This window comes from Paenibacillus sp. sgz302191 (genome assembly GCF_057749925.1).
The window spans coordinates 93,141-117,160 of the sequence record NZ_JBYLHY010000019.1 but is presented as its reverse complement, the minus strand read 5'-3'; the positions used below and the strand labels follow the sequence as shown (position 1 = coordinate 117,160).

Annotated in this window: 18 protein-coding genes and 3 CRISPR repeat arrays; of the genes, 4 read left to right on the top strand and 14 right to left on the bottom strand. The window is 46.8% G+C overall.

Annotated features, from left to right (window positions below; translation table 11 throughout):
- Window positions 1–13 precede the first annotated feature (13 nt).
- The gene (locus AC3G2T_RS24470; protein ID WP_474683331.1) at window positions 14–1,024 is read left to right on the top strand and encodes a LacI family DNA-binding transcriptional regulator; all 1,011 of its coding nucleotides are present in this window, start codon (window positions 14–16) and stop codon (window positions 1,022–1,024) included.
- 92 nt (window positions 1,025–1,116) lie between these two features.
- Here the strand turns inward: AC3G2T_RS24470 and AC3G2T_RS24465 are convergent, their stop codons facing one another.
- The 6 genes from AC3G2T_RS24465 to ytaF all read right to left on the bottom strand — a co-directional run bounded on the left by AC3G2T_RS24465 (window position 1,117) and on the right by ytaF (window position 6,746).
- Complete coding sequence (locus AC3G2T_RS24465; protein WP_474683330.1) at window positions 1,117–1,938, bottom strand: undecaprenyl-diphosphate phosphatase; 822 nt, start codon at window positions 1,936–1,938, stop codon at window positions 1,117–1,119.
- Between the two features lie 23 nt (window positions 1,939–1,961).
- The gene (gene ftsW / locus AC3G2T_RS24460; RefSeq protein ID WP_474683329.1) at window positions 1,962–3,101 is read right to left on the bottom strand and encodes a putative lipid II flippase FtsW; all 1,140 of its coding nucleotides are present in this window, start codon (window positions 3,099–3,101) and stop codon (window positions 1,962–1,964) included.
- 31 nt (window positions 3,102–3,132) lie between these two features.
- Entirely contained in the window at window positions 3,133–3,687 is a 555-nt protein-coding gene (locus AC3G2T_RS24455; protein ID WP_474683328.1) for a hypothetical protein, read from the bottom strand.
- Window positions 3,688–3,777: 90 nt separating this feature from the next.
- Window positions 3,778–5,160 (bottom strand): sensor histidine kinase, encoded by a 1,383-nt coding sequence (locus AC3G2T_RS24450; protein WP_488437212.1) that lies wholly within the window; start codon window positions 5,158–5,160, stop codon window positions 3,778–3,780.
- Between the two features lie 4 nt (window positions 5,161–5,164).
- The gene (locus AC3G2T_RS24445) at window positions 5,165–5,872 is read right to left on the bottom strand and encodes a response regulator transcription factor (RefSeq protein WP_474683326.1); all 708 of its coding nucleotides are present in this window, start codon (window positions 5,870–5,872) and stop codon (window positions 5,165–5,167) included.
- A 232-nt stretch (window positions 5,873–6,104) separates the two neighbouring features.
- Entirely contained in the window at window positions 6,105–6,746 is a 642-nt protein-coding gene (ytaF, locus tag AC3G2T_RS24440) for a sporulation membrane protein YtaF (RefSeq protein WP_488437211.1), read from the bottom strand.
- 123 nt (window positions 6,747–6,869) lie between these two features.
- Here ytaF and AC3G2T_RS24435 point away from each other — a divergent pair, with 123 nt between their 5' ends.
- Window positions 6,870–7,547, top strand: a complete 678-nt coding sequence (locus AC3G2T_RS24435; RefSeq protein WP_488437210.1) for a DUF1232 domain-containing protein — start codon at window positions 6,870–6,872, stop codon at window positions 7,545–7,547.
- Window positions 7,548–8,646: 1,099 nt separating this feature from the next.
- On the opposite strand, the gene AC3G2T_RS24430 is transcribed toward AC3G2T_RS24435, so the two are convergent.
- The 6 genes from AC3G2T_RS24430 to AC3G2T_RS24405 all read right to left on the bottom strand — a co-directional run bounded on the left by AC3G2T_RS24430 (window position 8,647) and on the right by AC3G2T_RS24405 (window position 18,115).
- Entirely contained in the window at window positions 8,647–9,405 is a 759-nt protein-coding gene (locus AC3G2T_RS24430) for a hypothetical protein (RefSeq protein ID WP_488437209.1), read from the bottom strand.
- A 387-nt stretch (window positions 9,406–9,792) separates the two neighbouring features.
- A complete protein-coding gene (locus AC3G2T_RS24425; RefSeq protein WP_488437208.1) occupies window positions 9,793–10,710 on the bottom strand; it encodes a hypothetical protein in 918 nt (305 codons plus the stop codon).
- 79 nt (window positions 10,711–10,789) lie between these two features.
- On the bottom strand, window positions 10,790–11,746 hold the full coding sequence (locus AC3G2T_RS24420; RefSeq protein ID WP_488437207.1) for an acetylxylan esterase: 957 nt from the start codon (window positions 11,744–11,746) through the stop codon (window positions 10,790–10,792).
- A gap of 18 nt (window positions 11,747–11,764) precedes the next feature.
- The gene (locus AC3G2T_RS24415; RefSeq protein ID WP_488437206.1) at window positions 11,765–12,724 is read right to left on the bottom strand and encodes an acetylxylan esterase; all 960 of its coding nucleotides are present in this window, start codon (window positions 12,722–12,724) and stop codon (window positions 11,765–11,767) included.
- A 33-nt stretch (window positions 12,725–12,757) separates the two neighbouring features.
- Window positions 12,758–14,416: a hypothetical protein gene (locus AC3G2T_RS24410; protein ID WP_488437205.1), complete on the bottom strand. Its 1,659-nt coding sequence runs from the start codon at window positions 14,414–14,416 to the stop codon at window positions 12,758–12,760.
- 237 nt (window positions 14,417–14,653) lie between these two features.
- Window positions 14,654–15,089: direct repeats of the CRISPR family, unit length 30 nt.
- A 639-nt stretch (window positions 15,090–15,728) separates the two neighbouring features.
- Window positions 15,729–17,018: direct repeats of the CRISPR family, unit length 30 nt; unit sequence GTTTCAATTCCTCATAGGTACGATATAAAC.
- A gap of 581 nt (window positions 17,019–17,599) precedes the next feature.
- Entirely contained in the window at window positions 17,600–18,115 is a 516-nt protein-coding gene (locus AC3G2T_RS24405) for a hypothetical protein (protein ID WP_474683318.1), read from the bottom strand.
- A 41-nt stretch (window positions 18,116–18,156) separates the two neighbouring features.
- Window positions 18,157–19,865: direct repeats of the CRISPR family, unit length 30 nt.
- Window positions 19,866–20,559: 694 nt separating this feature from the next.
- On the opposite strand from AC3G2T_RS24405, the gene AC3G2T_RS24400 reads away from it, so the two are divergent.
- Window positions 20,560–20,673: a putative holin-like toxin gene (locus AC3G2T_RS24400; RefSeq protein ID WP_474683459.1), complete on the top strand. Its 114-nt coding sequence runs from the start codon at window positions 20,560–20,562 to the stop codon at window positions 20,671–20,673.
- A 398-nt stretch (window positions 20,674–21,071) separates the two neighbouring features.
- Here AC3G2T_RS24400 and AC3G2T_RS24395 read toward each other — a convergent pair whose 3' ends face one another.
- Window positions 21,072–22,676 (bottom strand): cohesin domain-containing protein, encoded by a 1,605-nt coding sequence (locus tag AC3G2T_RS24395; protein ID WP_474683317.1) that lies wholly within the window; start codon window positions 22,674–22,676, stop codon window positions 21,072–21,074.
- A gap of 227 nt (window positions 22,677–22,903) precedes the next feature.
- Complete coding sequence (locus AC3G2T_RS24390) at window positions 22,904–23,149, bottom strand: hypothetical protein (RefSeq protein ID WP_474683316.1); 246 nt, start codon at window positions 23,147–23,149, stop codon at window positions 22,904–22,906.
- Between the two features lie 518 nt (window positions 23,150–23,667).
- Between AC3G2T_RS24390 and AC3G2T_RS24385 the strand changes: the two genes are divergently transcribed.
- Window positions 23,668–23,835: a hypothetical protein gene (locus AC3G2T_RS24385; RefSeq protein WP_488437204.1), complete on the top strand. Its 168-nt coding sequence runs from the start codon at window positions 23,668–23,670 to the stop codon at window positions 23,833–23,835.
- Window positions 23,836–24,020: the final 185 nt, after the last annotated feature.

The following is a 24,020-nucleotide window of genomic DNA, read 5'->3' as shown; positions in this document are numbered from 1 at the left end:
AAGGTGACTGCACTTGATTACAATCTATGATATCGCGGAAAAAGCAGGCGTATCCGCCATGACGGTTTCGAGAGTTATCAATAACTCCGGGAGAATTAGCGAAGCGACGAGAAAACGGGTGCGCAAAGTCATGGATGAGCTGAACTACATTCCGAATTCGATGGCGCGCAGCCTCGTTTTGCAAAAGACCAAAATTTTATCGCTGCTCATTACGGATATTACCAATCCCTTCTATACGACGATCGCCCGCGGGGCCGAGGATGCCGCCAAACGGTCGGGCTACAAGCTGCTGTTCGGCAACAGTGACGAGGATTACGCCAAAGAAAAAGATTACGTGGACATGATTTTGTCCACAAGGGTCGACGGCGTGCTGTTTGCGCCCACGGGAGACCGCTCGCTTGAACATTTGCGGCAGCTGCAAAAACATCGCATCCCCTTCGTCATTCTCGACCGGGAGGTGCCCGGCATCGAAGCGGACATCGTTCTCGGCGACAGCAAGGAAGGCGCCAGAAAGCTGGTCGAGCACCTGCTCGCGCTGGGGCATCGCCGCATCGCCCTGATTAACGGCTCGCCGGACGTGTCCACGGCCCGGCTGCGGTACGCCGGTTATAAGGAGGCGCACGCCTTAAACGGCATTCCGCTGGACGAGACGCTCGTCGTCCATGTCAATTACCGCGATTTTCAGGACGAAAGCGCGCTCGATTTCCTGCTCAGGCAGCCGTCGCCGCCGACCGCCATATTTGCGGCGAACAATTTGCTCGCCGTCGGCGCGATCAAGTCGCTGCGGGAACGCGGCTTCCGGGTGCCGGACGACATCTCCGTCTGCTGCTTCGACGACTTCGGCCGGGCGGACGCGATCAATCCGTTCCTGACGGTCGCATCGCAGCCGGCGTATCAGTTCGGCTCCATGGGCATGCAACTGCTGATCGAGCGCATCGAGAACGAATCCGTCCTCGCGAACCGAAAAATTATGCTTCCGTCCGAAATGCTCATCCGCGCTTCGACCCGCCCCCCGAAGGCTTGAGCGAATGGCCGGCAGCACGCATGAAAAAGCCGCCGGATCATGTTCAATCATCCGGCGGCTTCATTTATTGGGACGAACTTCGTATAGTCAATTCAAAACGCATAGATCGTTACAAGTATGACTGCTCCCACGATCCAGCAATAATAAGCAAAAGGCCTCATCGCCTGAATTTCATGTTTTTTAACCCATTTCATTAGAGCCCAGACGGCCAGCAGAGCAAACACCCCCGACAGGATGCCGCCGATGATCGACATTCCGAGCAGGCCGTGCATGCCCGACTTCAGTTTCGGCACTTCCAATATGCTTGCGCCAACGATAACCGGAGTCGCCAAAAGCATCGAAAAACGCGCGGAAGCCTCGTGCTTGAGCCCCATCCAAAAGCCGGCAATCATACTGGACCCGGATCTCGAAAAACCGGGAACAAGCGCTAACGACTGGAACAATCCGATCACAAAGGCTTGTCCTGCGCTCAAATCTTCGATCTCTTTGCTTCCCTTCCCCGACATTTTCTCTCCGAGATAAAGCAGGACGCCGTTGACGATAAGAAAAATCGCCGCACTGGTGACGCTGCTGAAAAGGTGTCTCAACGTTTTTTCAAGCAGCAGGCCGATTACGGCTGCAGGCACCGTTCCAACGATGACGAGCAAAAGAGTCTTTTTGAACCGGGAAGGTCCTCCCGAAAATAACGATTTCAGCATGTGAATCCAGTCACGGCTGAAAAAGAGAAGCAGCGCCACAGCCGTTCCCAAATGCAGCATAACGACATAAGGCAAAAAATGCTCCTTCAAAAATTCGGGATCCAGATTCCAGCGAAACACATACGGGGTCAAGACTCCATGCGCTACGCTGCTGACCGGAAACAGTTCGGTAATTCCTTGAATAATAGCAAAAATGACGGTTTGAAAAAAATCCATGCTTCCTCTCCTCTTACCCGTATTTAACTTGCGGTCACCTGCGAATGCATGCCGGCTTCTCTTCGCCTTCGATTGTTATCCCGGGATATGCTTAGCAAAATGCCGACGCTTGCCATGCACAAAATCAGGGACGAGCCGCCATAGCTGATAAAGGGAAGCGGAACGCCCGTAACCGGCAGACTGCCCGTAACGGCCCCAAGATTGAGACAAAATTGAATAAATATCATCGCTACCAATCCTATACCCAGCAAAATTCCAAACGGATCGTCGCTTTGAACTGCGGTAATAAAACAGCGCCAGAAAAAAATAAAAAATACGATCAAAAGCAGCGTCGTGCCGACAAGCCCCAATTCCTCGCCGATAACGGCAAAAATAAAATCCGTGTGCGCTTCCGGCAAATAGAACTGCTTCTGGATGCTTAGCCCGAGTCCCGTTCCCGTAAGCCCGCCATGACCTAAAGCGTAAAGCGACTGAATGAGCTGATACCCGGAATCGGACTGGTTATCGAACGGATTTAAGAAAGAGTTGAGCCGCTTCAGCCGATAGCTTTTGCTGCCGGCCAGGTAAACAAAGACCGGCACGAGCCCCAGAGCAAGCACAAAAAGATGGCGCAATGCGATGCCGCCGGCCACAATAATCGTACCTGCAATAGAAGCCAAAATTAGCGCGGTGCCGAAATCAGGCTGCTTCATGACAAGAATCAGAACCAGACTAACCATAATGAGTATGGGGAGCAGCCCTTTTATGAACGACTTGACCTTCTCTCCCTTTCTGCTGATTAAAGCCGATACGTACACGCAGACGGCCAATTTGGTAAATTCAGTCGGTTGAAAATTAAGACCTCCCATAACGAACCATCTTTTCGCGCCGTTAATGTTCGTTCCCCCGATTAATACGAGCACAAGCAGGATCAACGAAACAAGCAGCATATAAGGTCCGGCTTTTTTCCATATTGAAAAAGGAAGGCTCATACAAACAAGCATGATGAATAATCCTGCGGCGGCGAAAATACCTTGTTTCGAAGCGTAGTACCAGGCGCTCTCTTGCATCAAGGCAGCTTTGGGCGAACTGGCGCTGAATATCATAACAAGACCGAAGCCGACCAGCACGACGGTTGAAAATAGAAGCAGAAAATCCGGACGCCCCCGCAATGTGCCTTTCAATTCGCAAACCCCCTAATTCACCGGGCATATGTCACATGTTTCCGGGGATTTTATCCAATTGCAACTTTCCCTGATACCGCTGCTTGCTCCACAATTCCAATGTATTGTTTTTCCATTCATAAATATCAAGCCCATTCTCGCCTGCGCCCATGGACCATCCGAGCATAATCTCGGGGCGGCCGTCTTTCGTAACGTCCGAAAACCCGACATAATCCAGGCCGTAACCGAACCCTTTCGTATCCCAGACGATGCGCCACTCATTATTGCGCTGTTTCAACAGCGCCGCCTTTAGTATTTTGTCGTTAACGACGTTCTCTTCGTATACGACCACAGCTTCATCGATCCCGTCTCCGTCCACATCTCCGAATGTAACGCGTTCGCGGTCATTCGGGTGTTCCGAGGCTAACAGCCGGGCTCCGTCAGGCAGCAACGTTCGGAGCATCGCACTGAAACTGTCTTTTGCGGCATTCGCTTCCGAGACCGGGGATTGAATGACATCCACGGGAGCGGCAGGCATCCCGCATCCGCTGATCCACAACAGCGAAGCTGCAGCAAGCAATGTACAAATCCGTCTGCTAAACATCATCTTATTTGGCTCCCTGCCTGTCATTGTACGACTTTATTTTATATTTTTGCGGAATATAAAAGGTTATGAAAAAGTTAAAATTTTTCCTTTTCACTTTGGGAGATAAATGTCGACTTTCGTTCCCATTCCCGGCCTGCTGCTTATTTTCATTTCCCCGCGATGCAATCGGACGATCTGATCGGCAATCGATAATCCCAGACCGCTTCCGGCAGCATGCCGGTTTCCTTTGTAAAACTTTTGGAAAACATTCGCCAAATCGTGCTCCGCAATACCCACCCCCGTATCTTCCACAGTAATGACGATCTGTTCCTGGGCTGAGGAAGCTCGCATTGTAATGACGCCGCCGGGCTCCGTAAATTTCAGCGAGTTGTCCAACAAGTTGATCAGCACTTGCTTCAACCGATTTTCGTCGGCTTGAATGAGCGGAAGCGTATCGTTGGCATGCACTTCCAGCGAAATGCTCTGCCTGGCGGCTCTTGGGGCGAGCTGTTTTCCTAAATGACGCAGCAGTTCCGGGATATGGAGCGGGGTACAGTGCAGCAAAATTCGTCCGTTATCCAATTTGGAAAAATCAAGCAATTCGTCGACAAGCCGAGTTAACCTGTCCGTCTCCGTCTCGATAATTTCGAGCCCTTCTTGAAGCATGTTCCTGTCTTCACCTGGCGTCGAATTCAAGATGACGACCCAGCCTTTGATGGACGTCAGCGGCGTTCGAAGCTCATGCGATACCGATGAAATGAAGTCGTTTTTGAGCTGCTCGTTTTGCCCTATTTTTGCCGCCATCGAATTGAATGTGTCCGCCAGCGTCCCCAGCTCGTCCCGGTACCGTTTGCGGGCCCGGACGGTAAAATCGCCTTCGGCCATTTGTTCGGCCGCCAGCTTCAGCTCGGTTATGGAGCCGGTAATGGTTCTCGACAGGGGGATGCCCAGAAAGGCGACAATGGCTACGACGATAAAACCGACGGAAATAAAGACGGCGGAAATTTGCTTGACCGCTTCCGCCGTTTCGGTTAAAGAGGTCACGAACCTGACCGCCCCTACGGTAGCATCCTTCGTCTGCAAAGGGTACGATACGGCTAGTATCGCTTCATGCGTGGACGGCTCGTATCCCCTCCAGGTTCCTTCCTTTCCGCTGCACGCTTCTTTCACATCCGGGTACCCGATTATATTTTCGCCTATGTGTTGTCCCGTTGAGTCTTGCAGCAGTTGGCCGGACGAACCGATAATCTGGACTTGAGCGGATGAATGGTGGGCAAATCCGCTGAGCAGCCTTTCCGATTGCTGCGCTAAATCCTCGCCTGCAAAATATTGATGAAAAAAAGAAGCGGACAGTTCCGCTTGCTTCGACAGGATGCGTTCCACATTGTGATAATAGTAATAATTGACCAAAGCAATCAGAAAAAATTCCAGAATTGCAACTGTAATCAAAATGACGGCGAGGTAACTGCCTACAAGCCTTTTTTGGATGCCCAACCGTTCAAACCTCCTTTCGCCACCTGTACCCGAGGCCCCACACCGTTTCGATCAGCCGGGGGCTGGAGCAATCGTCTTCAATTTTTTCCCTGAGCTTTCGGACGTGGACATCAACAGTTTTCGTATCGCCCACAAAATCTTCTCCCCAAATCAGGTTCAACAGCTCATTTCTGGACAATGCTTTATCAGGATTTTGCAAAAACGCTTTGAGCATTTGAAATTCCTTCGGTGTCGCTTCAATGGGACAGCCGTCTTTGAATAACTTGTTGGCATCCAGATCAAGCCGGATCGAGCCTGATTGGAGTATTTTTCTATGCGGCGGTCCCGCCGATTTTCGGGTGCGGCGCAATACGGTTTTGATTCTTGCTGCAAGCTCCAGCGGATTAAAAGGTTTGACGACGTAATCGTCGGCCCCCAGTTCAAGACCTTTGATCTTGTCCAAATCCTGCGTCCTGGCAGTCAAAAAAACGATGGCGATGTCCGGGTCGATTTCTCTTAGTTTTTTGCAAAACTCAAAACCGTCCGTATCCGGCAGCATGATGTCCAGCACGACGACGTCGGGCCGGCTTGCGGCAAGGCTTCTCATAGCCATTTCTCCCGATGCGGCTTCGGCGACCTGAAACCCGGATCTGTCCAAATGAATCGCCACAAAACGCCGGATATGGTCATCGTCTTCAACGATAAGCACTTCGTTTCGGTATACGGCTTCCATCACTGTCTCCTCCAAACCCGATAAATGGACTATACAAACACAAAAAAGCTCTCCCTGAAAAGAGAGAGCTCCGGGCAGCTATCATTAGAGCATTATGCACCACACTTGGATATTACTATCGATACTTGGCGTTGTCAATATTCACTTGGAAAATCCGGAGATTCGGCGGCGCTTCTGTCATATCCGGCATGGGCTCACGTACAATAAATAAATACGGGCACTCTTATGCGCATCAGCCAAAAAAGGAGCCGAAAGCAATCAGCAGCAGCAAGAATCCGCTCAAAATCGTGCCGAACTGGCCGACGGTGAACTTGCCGATGCGAATCCCGGCCACTTTTCGGCCAAGCGCGACGCCGAACCAGACCGTAACGAAGCTGCCGATTGCGGCCGTTATGGAAATAGCCAGCGGAGATAGGCCCAGCAGCCCTGCTCCCAATCCGTTCGTAACGGCATTCGCGGAGAGCGCCACCCCCAGAATCACTGCCTCGCCGATGCCGATTTCGCCGGATCGATCGATGTCCGCCTTTTCGGGATTTTTCAAAATCGTTTGTATCGAGCTTGCGCCGGAAACTTCCTCATCGGAATCCTCGGACAGGCGCTGCCCTTTACGCGGTACCGCCAGCAAAATGATGCGAATTCCGATAATGATCATAAGAAATGCGCCAACCAGAACCGGCAGCAGCCCGGGAAGAATTCGGGAAAGCCAGTGGCCGGCCAAAATTCCGGTCATACTGAACAAAAAACAAATGACGGCTATAACGGTGTTCGCCATATACCGGATGCGGATGCCGCGAACCCCGTAAGAAATGCCGACGCCCAAATTGTCCAGACTCGATGAAATCGCAAAACCCAAGATCAAAAGCCCTGCTGTCATAGTCGTTCCACTCCTCAACACTGTTTACAGTTAGCGTATTGATCAACCTGCAAAAAAGTGCTTTTCCAAATCAAAATGTGTTGAGATTATTTCAACATCGCTCAAAAGGAGTGAGGATATCGGATGACTGATAACCATTTGGAACGACCGGAGCCGTCTCTGGGCAGCACACTCACCTCTTTGCTGAAGGCGCGTTCCTATTCCATGCGCAAGCTGAGCGCGCTGACCGGGATCGATACGGCCACCATTTCGCGGATTATTAACGGAAAACAAAAGGCGAAGCTCGACCATCTGGAAACGTTCGCTTTCCATCTCGGCGTGCCGACTGCGGAGCTTTTTCAAGCTGCCGGGTTCGATATCGGCATCCCGCAGGTCGAGCGGCATTCGGATATTTTTGCATCCGTAAGCAATATTCAAAAAATTTTGCAGTCGTCCAATTTAATCGACACCCAGTTTACCGAAGAGCTCGTCCGCAAAGAGCTGAGCAAATACGAGAAATATGCCCTGACGGAGGAAGGAAGACAAATCATCGTCGAAGATTTCCCCGAAAAGGTTGCAAGCGTCAACGGCGCCGGACCGTTCATCGACGAGCTGAAGCAGATGTACCGCCTCTTTTGCGAGGAAGAGACTTTGCCGGAAAAGCGCGCTATCGTCGGCAGCGCCTTGCTTTATTTCGTTTTGTCGGCCGACATTATCCCGGACTACGTCTTTCCTCTGGGCTATTTGGACGACGCCATCGCGGTGCAATTAGTGCTCGACCGGCTCAACGACTCCAAAAGCGAGCGCCACTCCGACGAATGAGCCGAACGGCGCGGTCGCTTGCTTGCGACCGACCGCCGTCATGCAGCGAAAACACCGCGCGCCGGGAGCTGCGCGCGGTGCGGCACGGGCCCCCGCGCAGAAAGCCGCTCCCGGATGCCCGCGCGCGGGGCATTCCTGTACTTGTGCAGGCTTTCACTCTGAACCGGCCGCTACCGCCAAGAATGCTACACTTTTGCAGGCTGCGCAGAAACCCACTTGCCGGAACCTGGCGTACAATTTGCCTGATTGCGCGAAGAAAACCTGCAAAAGTGCAGGTTTTCCTCGGTTGATACGCCGGCTGCGCAATATTCCTGCAATTGTGCAGGCTTTTCGCCGCGAACATGGGCTCTGGCTCAATTTCTTCGAAAATTCCTGCACAATCGCAGGCTTTTCGCCAAAATGAACCATTATTACAGAAAAAGCCTGCACTTTCGCAGGTTTTTCCCTACCAAGTCGCCTTGTGTCCCCCACTTCAGCTACTCAACCCGCACAGGAGCGGCGTGACCTTTTTCAGCTACTCAACCCGTAGAGGAGGTGTCACCTACTTCAGCTACTCATCCCAAACAGGAGAGGTGTCAACTACTTCAGCTACTAATCCCGTGTTGGAGGTGTCACTTACTTCAGCTACTCATCCCGTTCAGGAGGTGTCAACTACTTCAGCTACTAAACTCGTCAGAAGAGGCATGGGTTTAAAAAGGGCGCCTGCCCCCTCCGGTTCCTCTCCCCCGTCACTCTATCAACAGTTTGATTTATGCAAGTTTTCTACACGTTAATAAGGATGTGCTTCTCCAATCATGTACGTTTTTCTCGACAGCCTGCACTAAACCTTAAAATAACTAGCGATGTACTAATTTCGGCTTCATGGGTGCCGCCCAGCGGCATGGGGGGCTTTCGCATGTGAGTGCAGGCGGCCAGTCGGAGGACGGGGTCGTGCGAGCCATGCAGCCGACTAGTCATGCAGTCCCTCACCGCATACATACGCGCACCGCAAGCTGCATGGCGGCGGTCGACCGGCTGCACCTCATTAGCCGGGCGTACCTAAAAATGAGACCATTTGGTCTCATCGGTAATGCGATTCGTTTTGCTGGAATCGCGTCGGTTACTTTGTTTTCGATTGCAGCAGTTCGAGTAATTGCTGACCGGATTGCTGCATGCCTTGGCCGCCGCCTGCTCCTCCCGGTCCGCCTTGGCCTTGAGGCATTTGACCGCCGCCGTCCATTGGCTTTTGATCTCCGGATGGCGCAACCGGAGGCGAAGCAGGAGGTGAGCCTGCAGCAGAACCTGCAGCGTCCGGAGCAGATGAAGGACGCGTACCGGAGCCGCCCTTGCCATCGTTTCCGCTTCCCCCTCCATTGCCGCCTTGTCTCATAGGCTCTTTTGCAGCGGCGTCATCCAAATATTTTTTCTGGGCATCGGTAAGCCCGCTGAGCAGTTTCGTTTTGTTATCCGACGTTAATTCGCCGCTCGAAATACTCTCCTGCACGACGGGGATCATTTGCACCGCCTGATCTTTGGTGATGGTCAATCCATCCGCCTTATCCATCATGATCAGGGAACGGAACGTCCTCATCATTTGAAAATCTTTTTGATTCGCGCCCGATTTCGCCGCATTCTGCGTCTGGCCTTGCGATACCTGATTTTGCGCTGTCTGATCCGGCGTCTGCGTAGACGATGGGGCTTGCGTCGATTGAGCCTGCGATTGATTGCCGCCCGCCTCTTGGGCCGAGCTGGAGTTCGCCGTTTGCGCCGTCGAGCAGCCGCTCAGCAAAGCCGTTATAAGCAACAGTGAGCCGATGATTTGCTTCCGTTTCTTTTTCGCGTCCTTAGTCAGTCCGTTATGGTTGTTTGTTGCTTTCATGATACTCTCCGCCTTTCCAATCCACTGTTTCATTTTCTGTTACAACTGCAATAATAATCCTCTTTTATGAACAATAAAGAAACTGCAGCTTAATCTCCCTTGAATGTTCCCTGAAAGGTTACTGAAAAAAAAGAACCCGCTTCAGCAGCGGGATCTTGTCTAATCTATAAATTGGATCGGATATGCTTACCAACTATCACTTATCAAGCATGACAATAGCTTTAGTGTAATCATCGAGACTGTTTTTGAAGATACTTTGCTCCCAACTATTGAATTACCGGATACTAATGCCAGTAAAGAAAAAGTGTTCAAACGAGCATATGAATTATGTGAACTATGGAAAATGGATTTGCATTCGAATATTCAAAAATGGCAGTTAATCGATCATTACCGTTTTTTGTATGTGGGTGGAAGCAAAATCAAAGATGAATCTTTAGAAGAAAGAACTGTTGTTTTTCCAAAAGCTGTTGATATAGTTGTAAACTTAATCTCATCAATGTTTTTCCTTGGAATCATCTGTTTGCCATATGCAGAAGGATTATCTTCATCTGCTATCAATAAGAAACCATCAATATCCCCATTGATAATATACTTATCATAATAAACAGTACCATTTTTCATCTTAATAGTTGCAGTTACCTTTGAACTTGATATCAGTTTTAACAGTATAATCAAAGGTAACAACAACAAATAATATACAACCGAAAGTGCGAGAATAATTAAACCTAATTCTTTATATCCTTCTTTTGGCAAACTCCATATTAAATTAATTGAGGATGCTGACGTTAGATTGTGAGATTCACCAAAACCCAAAATAAAAGAATTAATAAGAACTCCATACATTAGTGAAAGTAAAATAAAATAACCTAACATAGATACAACTATTACTAAAAAAAGGTAGAGAGCAATATTTTTATTTCTCTTAATTGAAATCGTTAGTTTTTTAAAATAGAAATTTCTAAATTTTTTTATGAGAATGAGCATAAGAAGAAAGACTAAAAATGCGAGGAAGAAAGTATAAGACCACCATTTAAACACAATGTGCAAGGGAATATTTGAAGAATTCTCCGATTTATCTATGTCAGTAATTAGCATGAAGTAACATGTTGCAAAAAAGACAAAGAAAATGTGTAAGAAGATTTGTCTAAATGTTTTTATTGTACTGCTAATAAATAAGTCTTCTTCTTTCGGTTTAGTAATAATCGAAAACGGATTGAATACCAATTTGATTTTACTTTTACTACCAAATATAGCTATACCAATGCCACTGAATACCCATGTGATGATATTGTAAAGTAAATCCATAGTTTTATCCTCCTATGCTTGATAGGAGGATTTTACCACAAATCTTGAATTATTAGTTATGCATATTGTCATATTTAGATTAATTTGTCATAAATGAAAGGATAAAATCATATACAAGGCGAGTATGGCCGCGTGGCAGCTCATGCCCGAGAAACGGATTGATATGCAAATGCTTGTGGGCCGAGGCCAGCGCGTTGTAGGCGGCGAATACCGTTTCCGGCATGCAGACGGTATCTTTTAATCCGACGGACATCCATACGGGAACGGTGATCCGGTCGGCAAGATGAACGATGTCGAAATAGCTGAGCGTCGCCAGCACGGGCGCGAGCCGCTCCGGGTTATGGCTGACGAATTGGGCGGCTTCGGTAAGCGATCCTGTGGAGTTGAGCAGCCCGAAATCGAAGCGGCACATGTTCGGTATGTCGGCAACCGCCATATGGACGCCCGGCTCCAGCGCAGCCGTCAGCAAAGCCAGACCGCCGCCCTGGCTGGCGCCCATCGCGATGATCCTGGCCGGATCGACGCCGGGCTGCTCCCGGGCGCAGCGCACTGCGCGGATTCCGTCGATAGCCAGCGCTTTGTAATAGCAGGTATGCGGGTCCATAATCCCCTGCGTGATCCACCCTTTTGCCATGCCGTATGTATTGGCCAGTGCATTCCCGGTTTCCCCGCTCTGCCCGCGCACATCGACGGCAAACACCGCGAAGCCCATCAGCACCCAGGCCGCATAGTCCTCGGGCTCGCCTTTCGATCCGCCGTATCCGTGGAACATAACCAAGCAGGGGGCCGGCTCGGCGAGCGCCTTCGACGGAACAAGATGCCAGGCATGAATCGGCGTATGCGCATCGCCTTCGTAAATGACCTTATACGCCTCCACGTCCTGCATCGGGGTTCGGACAACCGTTCGCGTATACGGCACCCGAGCCGTTTCGCCGGACAACGTTCGCTCCCAAAAATCGGCCAAATCCGCAGGAGCGAGCTGCCTATCGGGCACATAACTATAGAGTTCGTCTATTCTTTTTTGAATCGCATTCATGGCGAATGTGCCTCCGGTTTACAGCTTTTGCATAAATTCAAACGCCAAATCGTTAAAACCCGGCAAATGCTCATGCCCAAAATCCGGGAACAGCTCGATTTGCTTCGGCGCTTTTATTTTGTTGTAAGCCGCAAACTGTGTGGAAGGCGGGCAGACCGTGTCGCTGAGACCGACGCCCATAAGCACCTCTCCCTGAATGCGGCTCGCGAGATGCTGAATATCGATATAGCCGAGCTTGGCAAACATCTCATTCTCGCGCTTATGCTGCGGATCATGCCTGCGGAAGTAATCCTTCAGCTCGGCATACGCATCCTTGGCCAGATCCATTTCCCACACCCGCTGGTAATCGCTGAGAAAAGGGTACACCGGCGTCAGCCGCTTAATGCGGGGTTCCAGCGCCGCGCAAGCGATCGTAAGCGCGCCGCCCTGCGAGCCGCCTCTGGCGCCTACGCGATCCGGATCGACCTCCGGCATCCCCATCGCGATTCCGGCGAGCTGCGCCGTATCAAGAAAAATATGACGGAACAGCATATCGTCAGGCGAATCGTCAATTCCACGGATAATATGCCCGCCGATCGTCGTGCCCTTCACGCCGCCCGCATCCTCCGAAATACCGCCCTGTCCGCGGCAGTCCAAAGCGAATACGGAGAACCCGAGCGCAGCGTACGCCAGCTTTTCCGTCCAATCGCCTGAAGAGCCCCAATATCCGTGGAATTGCAAAATAGCCGGATGCGGGGACTCCACAAACTTGGGCCGAATATATTTGGCATGAACCCGCGCCCCTCTTACACCCGTGAAGTACAATTCGAAACAATCTGCAAAAGGAGTTTGAAACTCGCTGGGGCGCAATTCAACCTGCGGATCAACCGCTTTCATTTCGGCAATCGCCCTGTCCCAGTAAGCATCGAAATCGTCAGGCCGCGGATTGCGTCCTTCATAGGTGAAAAGTTTTTCTACAGGTAGATCGAAAACTGGCATATTCTTCCCCTTTTCCTGGATCGTTGTTCAACTTCACATAACCGTATAATCCGTAAAATTTACAAATACCCCGTTGACCCGTCTCGTTATTTGCGAATCGGCGCCGACCGCAAGCTCCAGACGGTCTCCCCTCATCGTCACGTACGTGACCGAATTGCCGGCAAACGCACCATCCAGCCCGGCATGAGCAAAATCCGGCTTGTTCCTGCCCGCCGCTTCAGCAAAATGAGTCACATCCATAATGCCCAGGCTTTTGGCTTCGACTGCGTCCACACACTCCAGCACGACCCCGTTCGCTCCGGCCGAACTTGTGACCGTCCAGCGGTCCGCCAACTCGATTCTGTCGAAGGACTGCCGGATATGCACGGCCAGGTATACATTTCCGCACAATCCATATAACGAATTCGCCGCCTGGAGCCATTCTCCTTTTGGCAAACAGCCAATAACTTGACCGGTTTGGCCATCGGGGATGGTGTACAGGACGGCCGCTGTATTTTGATGAAACAGCACTTCCGTATGCCCGCTTTGGTGCCGCAAGCTTTCCTCAGAATCGGCGTCGCCCGCAAGGAAAAAATAGGCGCGGTTGACACCTTCCACAGCCTGCAAAGGAAACGCGGCATCCCAGCGGTGCTGTTCATTATCGAACTCCTCGGCCCGTTCCCACATGCCGCCCACCGCGTAATATTCCGTTATGTACACGTAACTGTGCAGCGGATTTCCGCCAACTGCCGCCGGACGGGGAACGATTTGCTTCACTTCAACCGGATTGCCGCGCTGCAAAGCTGTACTGCGGGCCTGCGAAGGCGCCTCGTAAAAAAGAAATCCCGCATACTCCGTCCGCGGCATATCCTCCGGAAGCTCAAAATCCCCAAACTGCACATAATCCATCAGCACGTTCCGGTCCTGCGGAATATCGTGAGCGAGCCCCCGGGAATGCGGCCCGACCCAGGCCCCCCGCAAGTAATAGAGCGACCGGACATGCCATAAATAATCGAGCATAGCTGCCAGCTGCTTTTTGATCTCAGCGTCTTCGGCTAGCTCCCACGCACATGTAAACGCCTGCACCCAATGCCAAAACCAGGGAAGACAGCCGTACTCGGACATCCCCATGCCCGTAATGCGCTCCAAAGTCGCCCGCAAACTGCGGAAACCATCCTCAAGCAGCTCCCGATCCCCGTACAACTGGCCAAAAATAAGCTTCGCCGCCGTATACTTCGCCTCATGATGATGATAATGCTCAAGCGGCTTCCGGTAAAAATGACTGCGGTAAACATGCTCCAAAGCCTGCTCCAATTGGGTCCGCAAAGCTTGCGGCAACTCCGGGCCGTACCGTTTGTAAAAATAAACGAGCAAACTGCCCATCAGCTCGACCGGAAGAGAATTCATTCCCGCTTCCCGGGGAACAGGATCAAGATTGAGCGGCCAGTGCCCGTAAGTCTCGCTGAGCGGATCCCGGTCCTGCAGCTGTAGAACCTCCTGCAAAACGCGGCCCGCCTTGGCCTTAGCGGCTTCCCGCTCAAAAACAGCCGGAACTCCCGCATCCGCAGCCGCCGCAAACAAATACGAAGCAAAATAAAAATTGTCGCGGACGTCATGATGAAACCACAAACCGCTCTCCAAAACAGGGAGCTCGTATGCTTTTTTCGCCACTCGGCTTATAATCTCTTTTCTTCGCTGCTCATAATGCGACATCCTCGTCACTCCTTCGATCCATACAAAAAAAGGTCAAACAACCAAAATAAAAAGGCCCTGCTACTCGCCTCGAGCCTCGTTGAAACGTTTAAATTCATCTTATCTGGAATTAAAACGAGCGTCAATGAGCAAAATGCGTGGCGGGCCGCAGGGCCGATTTTTTGTTTTTTGGGAACTGTTTCCTTATAGGTAGGACAGAAGCGGGGTTACTCACACGAGAAAGACATATCTAATTGAGTTTCAATTCCTTATAGGTACGATATAAGCACGCGCTAACGTGCTCCCTCCGTACATGAACGGAGTGATTTCAATTCCTTATAGGTACGATGCAAACGGACAAGTCACTTGGGAAAGGTATCGACGATCTCACCGAGTTTCAATTCCTTATAGGTACGGTACAAACGAGCTCGCGATTACGCATACCCATCTCATCATGCGAGAGTTTCAATTCCTTATAGGTACGATATAAACTTACATACCAAAAGGCTTCCATGAATGAGCTGGAGATATTTCAATTCCTTATAGGTACGATATAAACGAAGGCGATCAAGGCGCTGCTGGACAAATTTGAAAGATTTCAATTCCTTATAGGTACGATAGAAACGTCCTCGTCAAATTTCTTTTGATCCATTTCGATTTGGAAATTTCAATTCCTTATAGGTACGATAGAAACCCTCTTCATTAACTACCTTTTAATTACCTTGCAAATGCCTCTTAGCAGAAGCGTGTCAGCGTCTCTTTCCCTTCGACCGTCGTTCAATCATCCATTTGGGGCGCTTATCATTCACCCTCTCCATTCTCCTTCTCATAAATAAATTTCATAAGCTAATCCAAAACCGTTTAGGTCCAATAACACTATAAGTTTTGTCCCTGCTCAAAATCCTTGATCTTGGTACGTAAATAATCAAGTCCCGTTTTTTTGCGTATATACGTCCACGCTCATGATCATCACGGCTCTGTCCAACTTGTCGAATGAGATCAGTATCCTCCACAAGCATTGCGATATCCAATTGCAGTGAATCGGAACTCTCCCGGTTCATACTCATCACAATCACCATCTCGTCTTTCAGTTTTTTTAACCCTAAAATCCCACTCACAAAGGTATGACGTTTCGATTTTGTTTCAATTCCTCATAGGTACGATACAAACGTATCCAGGATGCCGGAAACCTGAGTGCTCATCGAAAGTTTCAATTCCTCATAGGTACGATACAAACGAAGGCCATGTTCTCCGCGATCGGAGTACCATCCTGAGTTTCAATTCCTCACGATACAAACCGGGGGGAGAGGCCCGACGGCCGGGGGACATATGTAGTTTCAATTCCTCATAGGTACGATATAAACCAGGAAGTGCACTTTCCAAAGCAGCAAGTCGATTGAGTTTCAATTCCTCATAGGTACGATATAAACAAGCTGAGGACCGAGCAAAACGTACTGTTTATGATGTGTTTCAATTCCTCATAGGTACGATATAAACGAAGTGCCGGGGAACGTCGGATGAATCATATCACAGTTTCAATTCCTCATAGGTACGATATAAACCAAAGGCCATAAACCCGATCATTCGTAACATGGGCGTGTTTCAATTCCTCATAGGTACGATATAAACCCAAAAAAAGGAGAAAGAAAAAGAAGCTCGATACCAAGTTTCAATTCCTCATAGGTACGATATAAACTAAGTTCTTTTAAAAAATCTTTTATTGATGATGATTGTTTCAATTCCTCATAGGTACGATATAAACACAGTCTAGCAATTGAAAGAATATTCCAATCCGGTGTTTCAATTCCTCATAGGTACGATATAAACGTAGTGTGAAAATAGGCTCCGCGCTTATCGATACGATGTTTCAATTCCTCATAGGTACGATATAAACTAACTGAATATTTTCGGTACTTATTTTAGGAGGGCATGTTTCAATTCCTCATAGGTACGATATAAACCAGAATATCGGGGATACGAGCTTCTGGAACAAAAGGTTTCAATTCCTCATAGGTACGATATAAACCGGGTCAGGGATGTAGGGAATTTGAGCAATTATCTACGTTTCAATTCCTCATAGGTACGATATAAACCTCTTCATAGATATCATCTTCAGAATATTCACGAGGGTTTCAATTCCTCATAGGTACGATATAAACTGAATGGTACGTACTCACTCGGCATGGACAATACGTTTCAATTCCTCATAGGTACGATATAAACCACTTGAACGGCTGCGGGCGTCGCGCGAGAGCCAAGTTTCAATTCCTCATAGGTACGATATAAACTGCGGCCACAGACATTGCCGTGAATACCGGTACCTAGTTTCAATTCCTCATAGGTACGATATAAACCTCCTGCCTTGTATTTCCCTTTTGGGTCATCCTTTTTGGTTTCAATTCCTCATAGGTACGATATAAACGTAATTGGATAGATCAGATAGGCCATTCTCGTTCAAAAGTTTCAATTCCTCATAGGTACGATATAAACTTCCTCATCCTTTGAGGAATGGGAAAACGATCTACGAAGTTTCAATTCCTCATAGGTACGATATAAACAGGAGCCGACAATCTAGGCGAATATGACACGTCATGTTTCAATTCCTCATAGGTACGATATAAACCCATAAAAACCCAGCAGAACAGCCACTTTTTGTAATGCCACATGATAAAGTAAACTCGGCTGGCCTCGCGGTCCAAGCCGCAAATCCCTTATAACACTGAGAGTTTTACAAAATATGTTTGTCGTCGATCCCCCGGCTTTTTTGCACTATTGTAGGTCGACGACAAAAAATACTCTGGCTACCTCTATCATATTACTAGCCCCGCTTTTTTCCAAGCCCCTAAGGCGGTCTTTTTCATCGAAGCTTTTGAGCAAGCGCGGCGGTACCTTTTTTAGATTCCCACTAGGGCAACTCCAGCATGCATTTCACAAATACTTCCACATTATCCATCTCACCCAAAATCTTTCAAGTTACAAGACAACTTCCTGATTTCATCGTTGTTACGTATGTACGATTCACTGAAAAAATTGAGCCTTGTTATGTACAGTGCGATTGGGTTCAACGAAAACATCTTTGACTTACTACAAAAAGCACTAAAACTCGTTGTTACGATTCTTCTACCCACAACAGAATTGATAAAACAGGGAGCTTATCAAAACAAAAAAAGCGAAGTTTCTACGCCCCCGCTCACTACAAACTTTCTACCTATATGAAAAACCATATAATACTTGATTTGTATTTGCATCGACTACAACGCTATACTCAGTGAAAGTTTTGGGAGTTTGATCTTTTATGTAAGACTTGGCTGGCTTACTGATTCCTTTAAAGGTCACAACATAACAAGGTGTATCCAATAAATAACCGTCTTTCTCTAACTTGGGGTTGCTTTCAGCAGCTTCTTTAGTAAAAAGTTTGAAATCGGGATTGGTAATCAAATGGTATTCCACTTCAATTTTCTTTGCTTCTTTTGCATATTCTGGTGCGTGCTCTTTTGCAGAACTAACCGCTTGGCTGGCATCCTGCTTAGGTTTGACTATTGCCTCCTTGAAAGTCATTCCAAACTCTTTAATTTTTTCACTATCGTGAGTTGATGTTGACATCAGTTCATACTTATTCGCGGACGCATCTGACGAAGCAAACGTATTATTTACAACAGCAAATAACACCAATCCCAATACTGCACTGGCAGCTACAATCACCCATTTTTTTCTGTTCACATTTTATTCCTCCATTATTGCCAGAAATGCCAAGTACCATATGGATTAATTCCTTATAGGTACGATACAAACGATTGATGGGGCTGGCGGATGGGGATTCCAGGGACGGGATTAATTCCTTATAGGTACGATACTAACCAGCGTGTCCGGGATGGACTCAAGCGAACGGCACTCAGTTTCAATTCCTTATAGGTACGATACAAACGACTTTGGGAAAGTAGTCGCATGATGCTGCCGCAGCAGTTTCAATTCCTTATAGGTACGATACAAACATGATCATTTGTCTCCTAAATGGAGTAGCATCGAGGTTTCAATTCCTTATAGGTACGATACAAACAGAAAACGATCCGGGATCAGGCCCATTGGATTGTTGAGTGGTTTCAATTCCTTATAGGTACGATACAAACCCAATTGCGATTCCTGAACCTGCAACCCGCACTGAAAAGTTTCAATTCCTTATAGGTACGATACAAACGGCAGTGGAGCGGTGTTCTTCAACAAGCGGCCTTCGTTTCAATTCCTTATAGGTACGATACAAACTTATTGATATCTCCATAAAATAAATGACGCGCTCGAGTTTCAATTCCTTATAGGTACGATACAAACTGTCTTTGTAATATAGTATCGTTTTGTGCCAGCTAAAGTTTCAATTCCTTATAGGTACGATACAAACTGAGAAACTTTCAAAGTACCACTATTATAACCTGATAGTTTCAATTCCTTATAGGTACGATACAAACAGCTTACAGAGAGCGCTAAAACCGTTCTGGAAAGCAAGTTTCAATTCCTTATAGGTACGATACAAACATTTAACATTATTTTTTAATCTTGCAGATATAGATGAAAGTTTCAATTCCTTATAGGTACGATACAAACCAAAACAACGACTTCAATCATAAACTGTTTGAACAAGAGTTTCAATTCCTTATAGGTACGATACAAACTCACATCACCTTTCATAGCTTTGTTGATTTGCATTTGGGTTTCAATTCCTTATAGGTACGATACAAACGCGTGATAAACTTTTCAAGCCGCTTGCCCTGATCCAGGTTTCAATTCCTTATAGGTACGATACAAACCGGCGCCATTGTGAAGAAAGACGGATCGCCTGACGGTTTCAATTCCTTATAGGTACGATACAAACCGCCGGGCAGTCGATCTCCTAGCAGCAGCCCTAAGAGGTTTCAATTCCTTATAGGTACGATACAAACCGGCAAGCCGCTGATTCTCGGGTCCAGCACGGCGGGGTTTCAATTCCTTATAGGTACGATACAAACGAGGCAATATTGTTTATGACTCCCGGGCTTTTAACAGGTTTCAATTCCTTATAGGTACGATACAAACTTCGATCATCAACATGGTCACCGCGCTGAACCACCGAGTTTCAATTCCTTATAGGTACGATACAAACTGCCGCTACTCTGGCCATATTCGGAAGCGAGTTTCAGAGTTTCAATTCCTTATAGGTACGATACAAACTCGGTTTTATAAAAGCGCCAGTTGCATTTTTCGGAGGAGTTTCAATTCCTTATAGGTACGATACAAACGGAGGTTGAACATGGCTAAGATAAACGGATATTACGGTTTCAATTCCTTATAGGTACGATACAAACGTCCCCGGGATGACCGGATCGGGGAAAACCCATCTGAGTTTCAATTCCTTATAGGTACGATACAAACGGCAGGACTTCGAGACGAGCCTTAAGGAGTTTGTCACAGAGTTTCAATTCCTTATAGGTACGATACAAACCCATAAAAACCCAGCAATACAGCCATTTTTACAAAGCCACAGCGCAAAATTAATTACCATGGTTTCCCGACCCAAGCCGCAAATCCCTTATTAACACTGAATTCCCACAAAACATGTTTGTCGTCGATCCCCCGGCTTTTTTACGCTATTGCAGGTCGACGACAAAAAATGCTCTACTCTATCATATTACTAGTCCCGTTTTTTTCCAAGTCTATGTGAGAAACTTTTCAATGAAGCTTTGCTACCGTATGGCAGCAAAATTTAAAAATAGCAATAAAATTTCACACCGCCCCGCGTTTCCTACCCATTCTTCTTTCGTGAAGATCCATATTTCGCTTGACGATGACAAGATCGGTACTTTCTTATTGTAAAAATAGCCTGCACGACAAGATTTTACAAATAATGTTTCAATTCCTCATAAATTGAAATATGTCCCTATACAATCCGAATGAATCTTTGAAACCCTTGACTTTCAAGTTTTTTTCCTGTTCGTATCCGTTCATAATCCGAGTGAATTATTGAGGTTCCGAGTGAATCGCGTCCCCAATCCGTCCCTAAAACCCACCTTAACACCTCTTCTTCATATAATAGGAAAAACAGTAGATTGTTAGGGATGTATGATATATAATATCTCTGTACAATGGAACGGCTTGCAAGGGCAGTCGGCTGGCCTCTCGGAAGGGAGGTGATGCCTGTGGAGGTTAAAGACGCTCTGACGATTACGATTGGCTTTAGTTCGCTTCTTATTACGTTTCTGACGCTAGTTGTGACCATCGTCATAGCACTTACTCAAAACAAAAAGAAATAGACCATACCTTATCGGGGGCGGTCTATTTCACTGACTGACTACTTTAAAAGCTTATCGCCTTTGAAGCGGCCTATTGTGCACTTGGAGCCGTGCAGCAACACGGCTCTTTTTTAGTATACGCTTGAAATCAGAAGGTAATACCAAAGGTAATATTACTTTACTCCATTTTACTCAATACTAATATATTAATCAATACCATAATATATTAATATATATGCTAGATTAGAAACGTTCCCGATTTGACCAGGCGAGAGCGACTTCGAACTTCCGCCCCACATCCCGCTACATCAAATGATAGCCAGTAGGGAACTTCGCAATGCTGGAACCACTATGAACGGGTCGTGAATGAAAAAGAGAACTTCTTTAAAACAGACGACAACATGTAAGGAAGCATTCGATTATTTATTCGGTCCGTAGTTTGAATTGTTCAGCATTTGATTCACGATAAATACAAGGTCATCGTCATTTACATATTCGTTGCCTGCCTGTTGGGCATCATATTTAGTTGGATCTACGTTAGCTGCCAGTTCTCCGTAGTGTGCAGCATCAATGGCTAGATCAAGAAGCGTATATTCACCCGTTCTGTTTACGTCCTTAACTCCTTCAACAGTTACCGAATCCTCACCGCAGTTCGCCGCACCTAAATCAAATTCGCTTGTTGTGTCTGCGATCCTGCATTTGACTGCGTCTACTTTCCCCGTTCCGGCAGCCTTGGCTTTTAATTTTAGCTTAAAGAACGTTGTTTCACTGCTGATGCCGTAATTTTTTCCTTGGCTTGATACAATAAAGCGAAGGGTACCATTTTGATCAGACGGCTGGTTGTACACTTTATAGCCTGGAATCTCTTCAAATCCAATATAATCGAACAAAGTGTTATCGTACTTTATAGTAAAATCCTCTGCGTATATGTTGCTAACATTTTTCAAAGACACATTTGCTATAACTTCTTGCCCAACTTTAACTTTGTCTTCAGCAACGGTCATATTAAGCTGCGGATCAAGCTGAATAGTTGCGGATACTTCGTTTGAGATGCCACTTACACCACCTGCATTTACAGCTTGTACTACGTAATAATATGTTCCGTTACTTAAGTTTGTGTCTAAATATACAGCATTAGTTACAGTACTAGCAATAGTAGTATAAGGACCGCCAGCATTAGTAGACCTCTCAACAATATAATACGTCGCATTGGTTACCTTACTCCATGTCAAATAAACACTTGATTGTACGGAAGTAGCTGTCAGATTTGTTGGTGCTGTTGGAGCTAGAACTCGAGGTGTCGCGGATGCTTCAGAAGAATTATTGCTTTCACCACCAGCGTTTACAGCTGTTACAACATAATAGTAAGTTGTTCCGTTTGTTACTGTGCTGTCAGTAAAGGTGGTACCTGTTACATTTGTGGCAATCGTTGTATAAGGACCACCAGGTGTTGTGGAACGCTTCACATTGTAGGTTGTTGCGCCGGAAACTGCAGTCCAGTTAAGTGTTACCTTTGATACATCGTCAATTGCTGTTAGAGCGCTTGGATTTGAAGGAGATGAAGGAACTGGGCTTCCGAAAATATCAACTTCATTTGCATCTCCACCACTACATCCAGCAATTACAAAACCCACTCTTGAAACGTTCGTTATTGGTGTAATATTTGTTTGAACACCTGTTCCATCTAGGTAGACAAAGCCTTGACGGCTTGTACTGCCTTGAGTGTAGTAATTAAGCGCAAGTTTGCTACCTTTAAGTTTATAAGATGAAATTGTTATTGGATTTTGAAAGTCATACCATACGAATGTACCATTAGAACAAGTTGCATCAAAATGGAAAGAGTTGGTCTCATCATTATCAGTAAGAGCTGTGGTGGTACGTACCACACGAAAATCATTCATCGCATTGGACACATTAAGCGCCTTCCCGTCTAACAAACCGCCTGAATAAGCAAATGCTGAAGTAACAGGAATTGCTAATGAAATTATCATTGCTAAAAGTAATACAGATAAAAGCTTTTTCAAATCGATCTCTCCTTAAAATGTATTTTCGATTATGATCATACAGTTATTGTCATATCTTGTCTAAACATATCATGGAATATATTGTATTTATTGTTTGTTAATAACCAATAATTTTATTATAATTACATTTTTGCATGAAAATAAAAAAAATCCCCCATCAGCCACAAAAGGCCAACGGGGGATTTTGACGTTCAGGAATTTTTTCTTGGTTAAACCTCCACGCCATGTTACCGAGCTACGATGATTGTATTCAGCCATGCAAGTTCTGATTGCGTCAATTTCCGTTTATACGCCTTTTCCGCCCAGGTGTAATCGGAAATGAGACCTTTCTTGTACAACCGTCCAGGGCATCTCCGATGCTTCCATTGCCAATCGTCTTCGAATTTCATCGTCTCCTCATCCTCCGAGATATCGTATTTTTGCAGCTCGCTTGCCTCTATGATCTGAATCAGCTTGGCGGCATACTGCGTCACACGTCTGCAACGTTCCTCTTGGAACAAGGAATGACGACAAAAGCTGTAGCCGAACGCCGCCCATCTTCAGGTATATAGGAACCGTCCCCATTCGTCCCCAAAACGAAAACGGGACGGGCACCCCTATCATAAAAACCCTTATATACCAAGGCTTCGCAAAACATTATACCACAATGTTACTACTCCTCATAGATAAAATACAAACACGCGTTCTCATTTGGATCGGACATCATTCCTAGAAGTTTCAAATTCCTCATAAATTGAAACATGTCCCTATACAATCCGAGTGAATTATTGAGGTTCCGGGTGAATTACGTCCCCAATCCGTCCACAAATTACAGGCAAAAATCTGCCAGGAAAACTTTAGATAAGCGCTGATTCGGTTTTGAACCACATTGCAATTAAATTTATTCATTTACTCCCATTTACAATTACTGTAAAATGTTATTAGGTTGATTTGCTCGCGGCGATCGTAATTCCATTTATTACGGCAGTGTTTAGGAGAGTGACCTTAAAGTATGATGCTTAAAAAATCAATTATTGCTTTATCTTCTGCCGCAATGTTGTTTGCAAGCGTTTTGCCCATTTCTGCTTTCGCTGAATCTACAATACCTGATCAGCAAGGTGATGAACAAAGTATTTCACCGAATCAGTATCCCAAAATAACAATCACAAATGATGCCTAACTAAGGATATTTTAAAAACAGGCGATTCAATTACGAAGTACATCCAGCTAGGTCAAGACAATTTATATCACATTGATCCTATAGTAAAATCATTGTATAGTAGCGAGGTATATCAGTCTTATTCCAATGCTGTTGACAGTGTAAACCAAGCACTTCAACAAAAATTATTGAAAAAATCGAAAATG

What these genes read in the sequence shown, in the direction of transcription:
- AC3G2T_RS24465 (WP_474683330.1), bottom strand. Translation starts at nt 1,938, where the DNA reads ATGGATTTTTTTCAAACCGTCATTTTTGCTATTATTCAAGGAATTACC.
- AC3G2T_RS24455 (WP_474683328.1), bottom strand. Translation starts at nt 3,687, where the DNA reads ATGATGTTTAGCAGACGGATTTGTACATTGCTTGCTGCAGCTTCGCTG.
- AC3G2T_RS24445 (WP_474683326.1), bottom strand. Translation starts at nt 5,872, where the DNA reads ATGGAAGCCGTATACCGAAACGAAGTGCTTATCGTTGAAGACGATGAC.
- ytaF (WP_488437211.1), bottom strand. Translation starts at nt 6,746, where the DNA reads ATGACAGCAGGGCTTTTGATCTTGGGTTTTGCGATTTCATCGAGTCTG.
- AC3G2T_RS24435 (WP_488437210.1), top strand. Translation starts at nt 6,870, where the DNA reads ATGACTGATAACCATTTGGAACGACCGGAGCCGTCTCTGGGCAGCACA.
- AC3G2T_RS24430 (WP_488437209.1), bottom strand. Translation starts at nt 9,405, where the DNA reads ATGAAAGCAACAAACAACCATAACGGACTGACTAAGGACGCGAAAAAG.
- AC3G2T_RS24425 (WP_488437208.1), bottom strand. Translation starts at nt 10,710, where the DNA reads ATGGATTTACTTTACAATATCATCACATGGGTATTCAGTGGCATTGGT.
- AC3G2T_RS24420 (WP_488437207.1), bottom strand. Translation starts at nt 11,746, where the DNA reads ATGAATGCGATTCAAAAAAGAATAGACGAACTCTATAGTTATGTGCCC.
- AC3G2T_RS24415 (WP_488437206.1), bottom strand. Translation starts at nt 12,724, where the DNA reads ATGCCAGTTTTCGATCTACCTGTAGAAAAACTTTTCACCTATGAAGGA.
- AC3G2T_RS24410 (WP_488437205.1), bottom strand. Translation starts at nt 14,416, where the DNA reads ATGTCGCATTATGAGCAGCGAAGAAAAGAGATTATAAGCCGAGTGGCG.
- AC3G2T_RS24385 (WP_488437204.1), top strand. Translation starts at nt 23,668, where the DNA reads ATGATGCTTAAAAAATCAATTATTGCTTTATCTTCTGCCGCAATGTTG.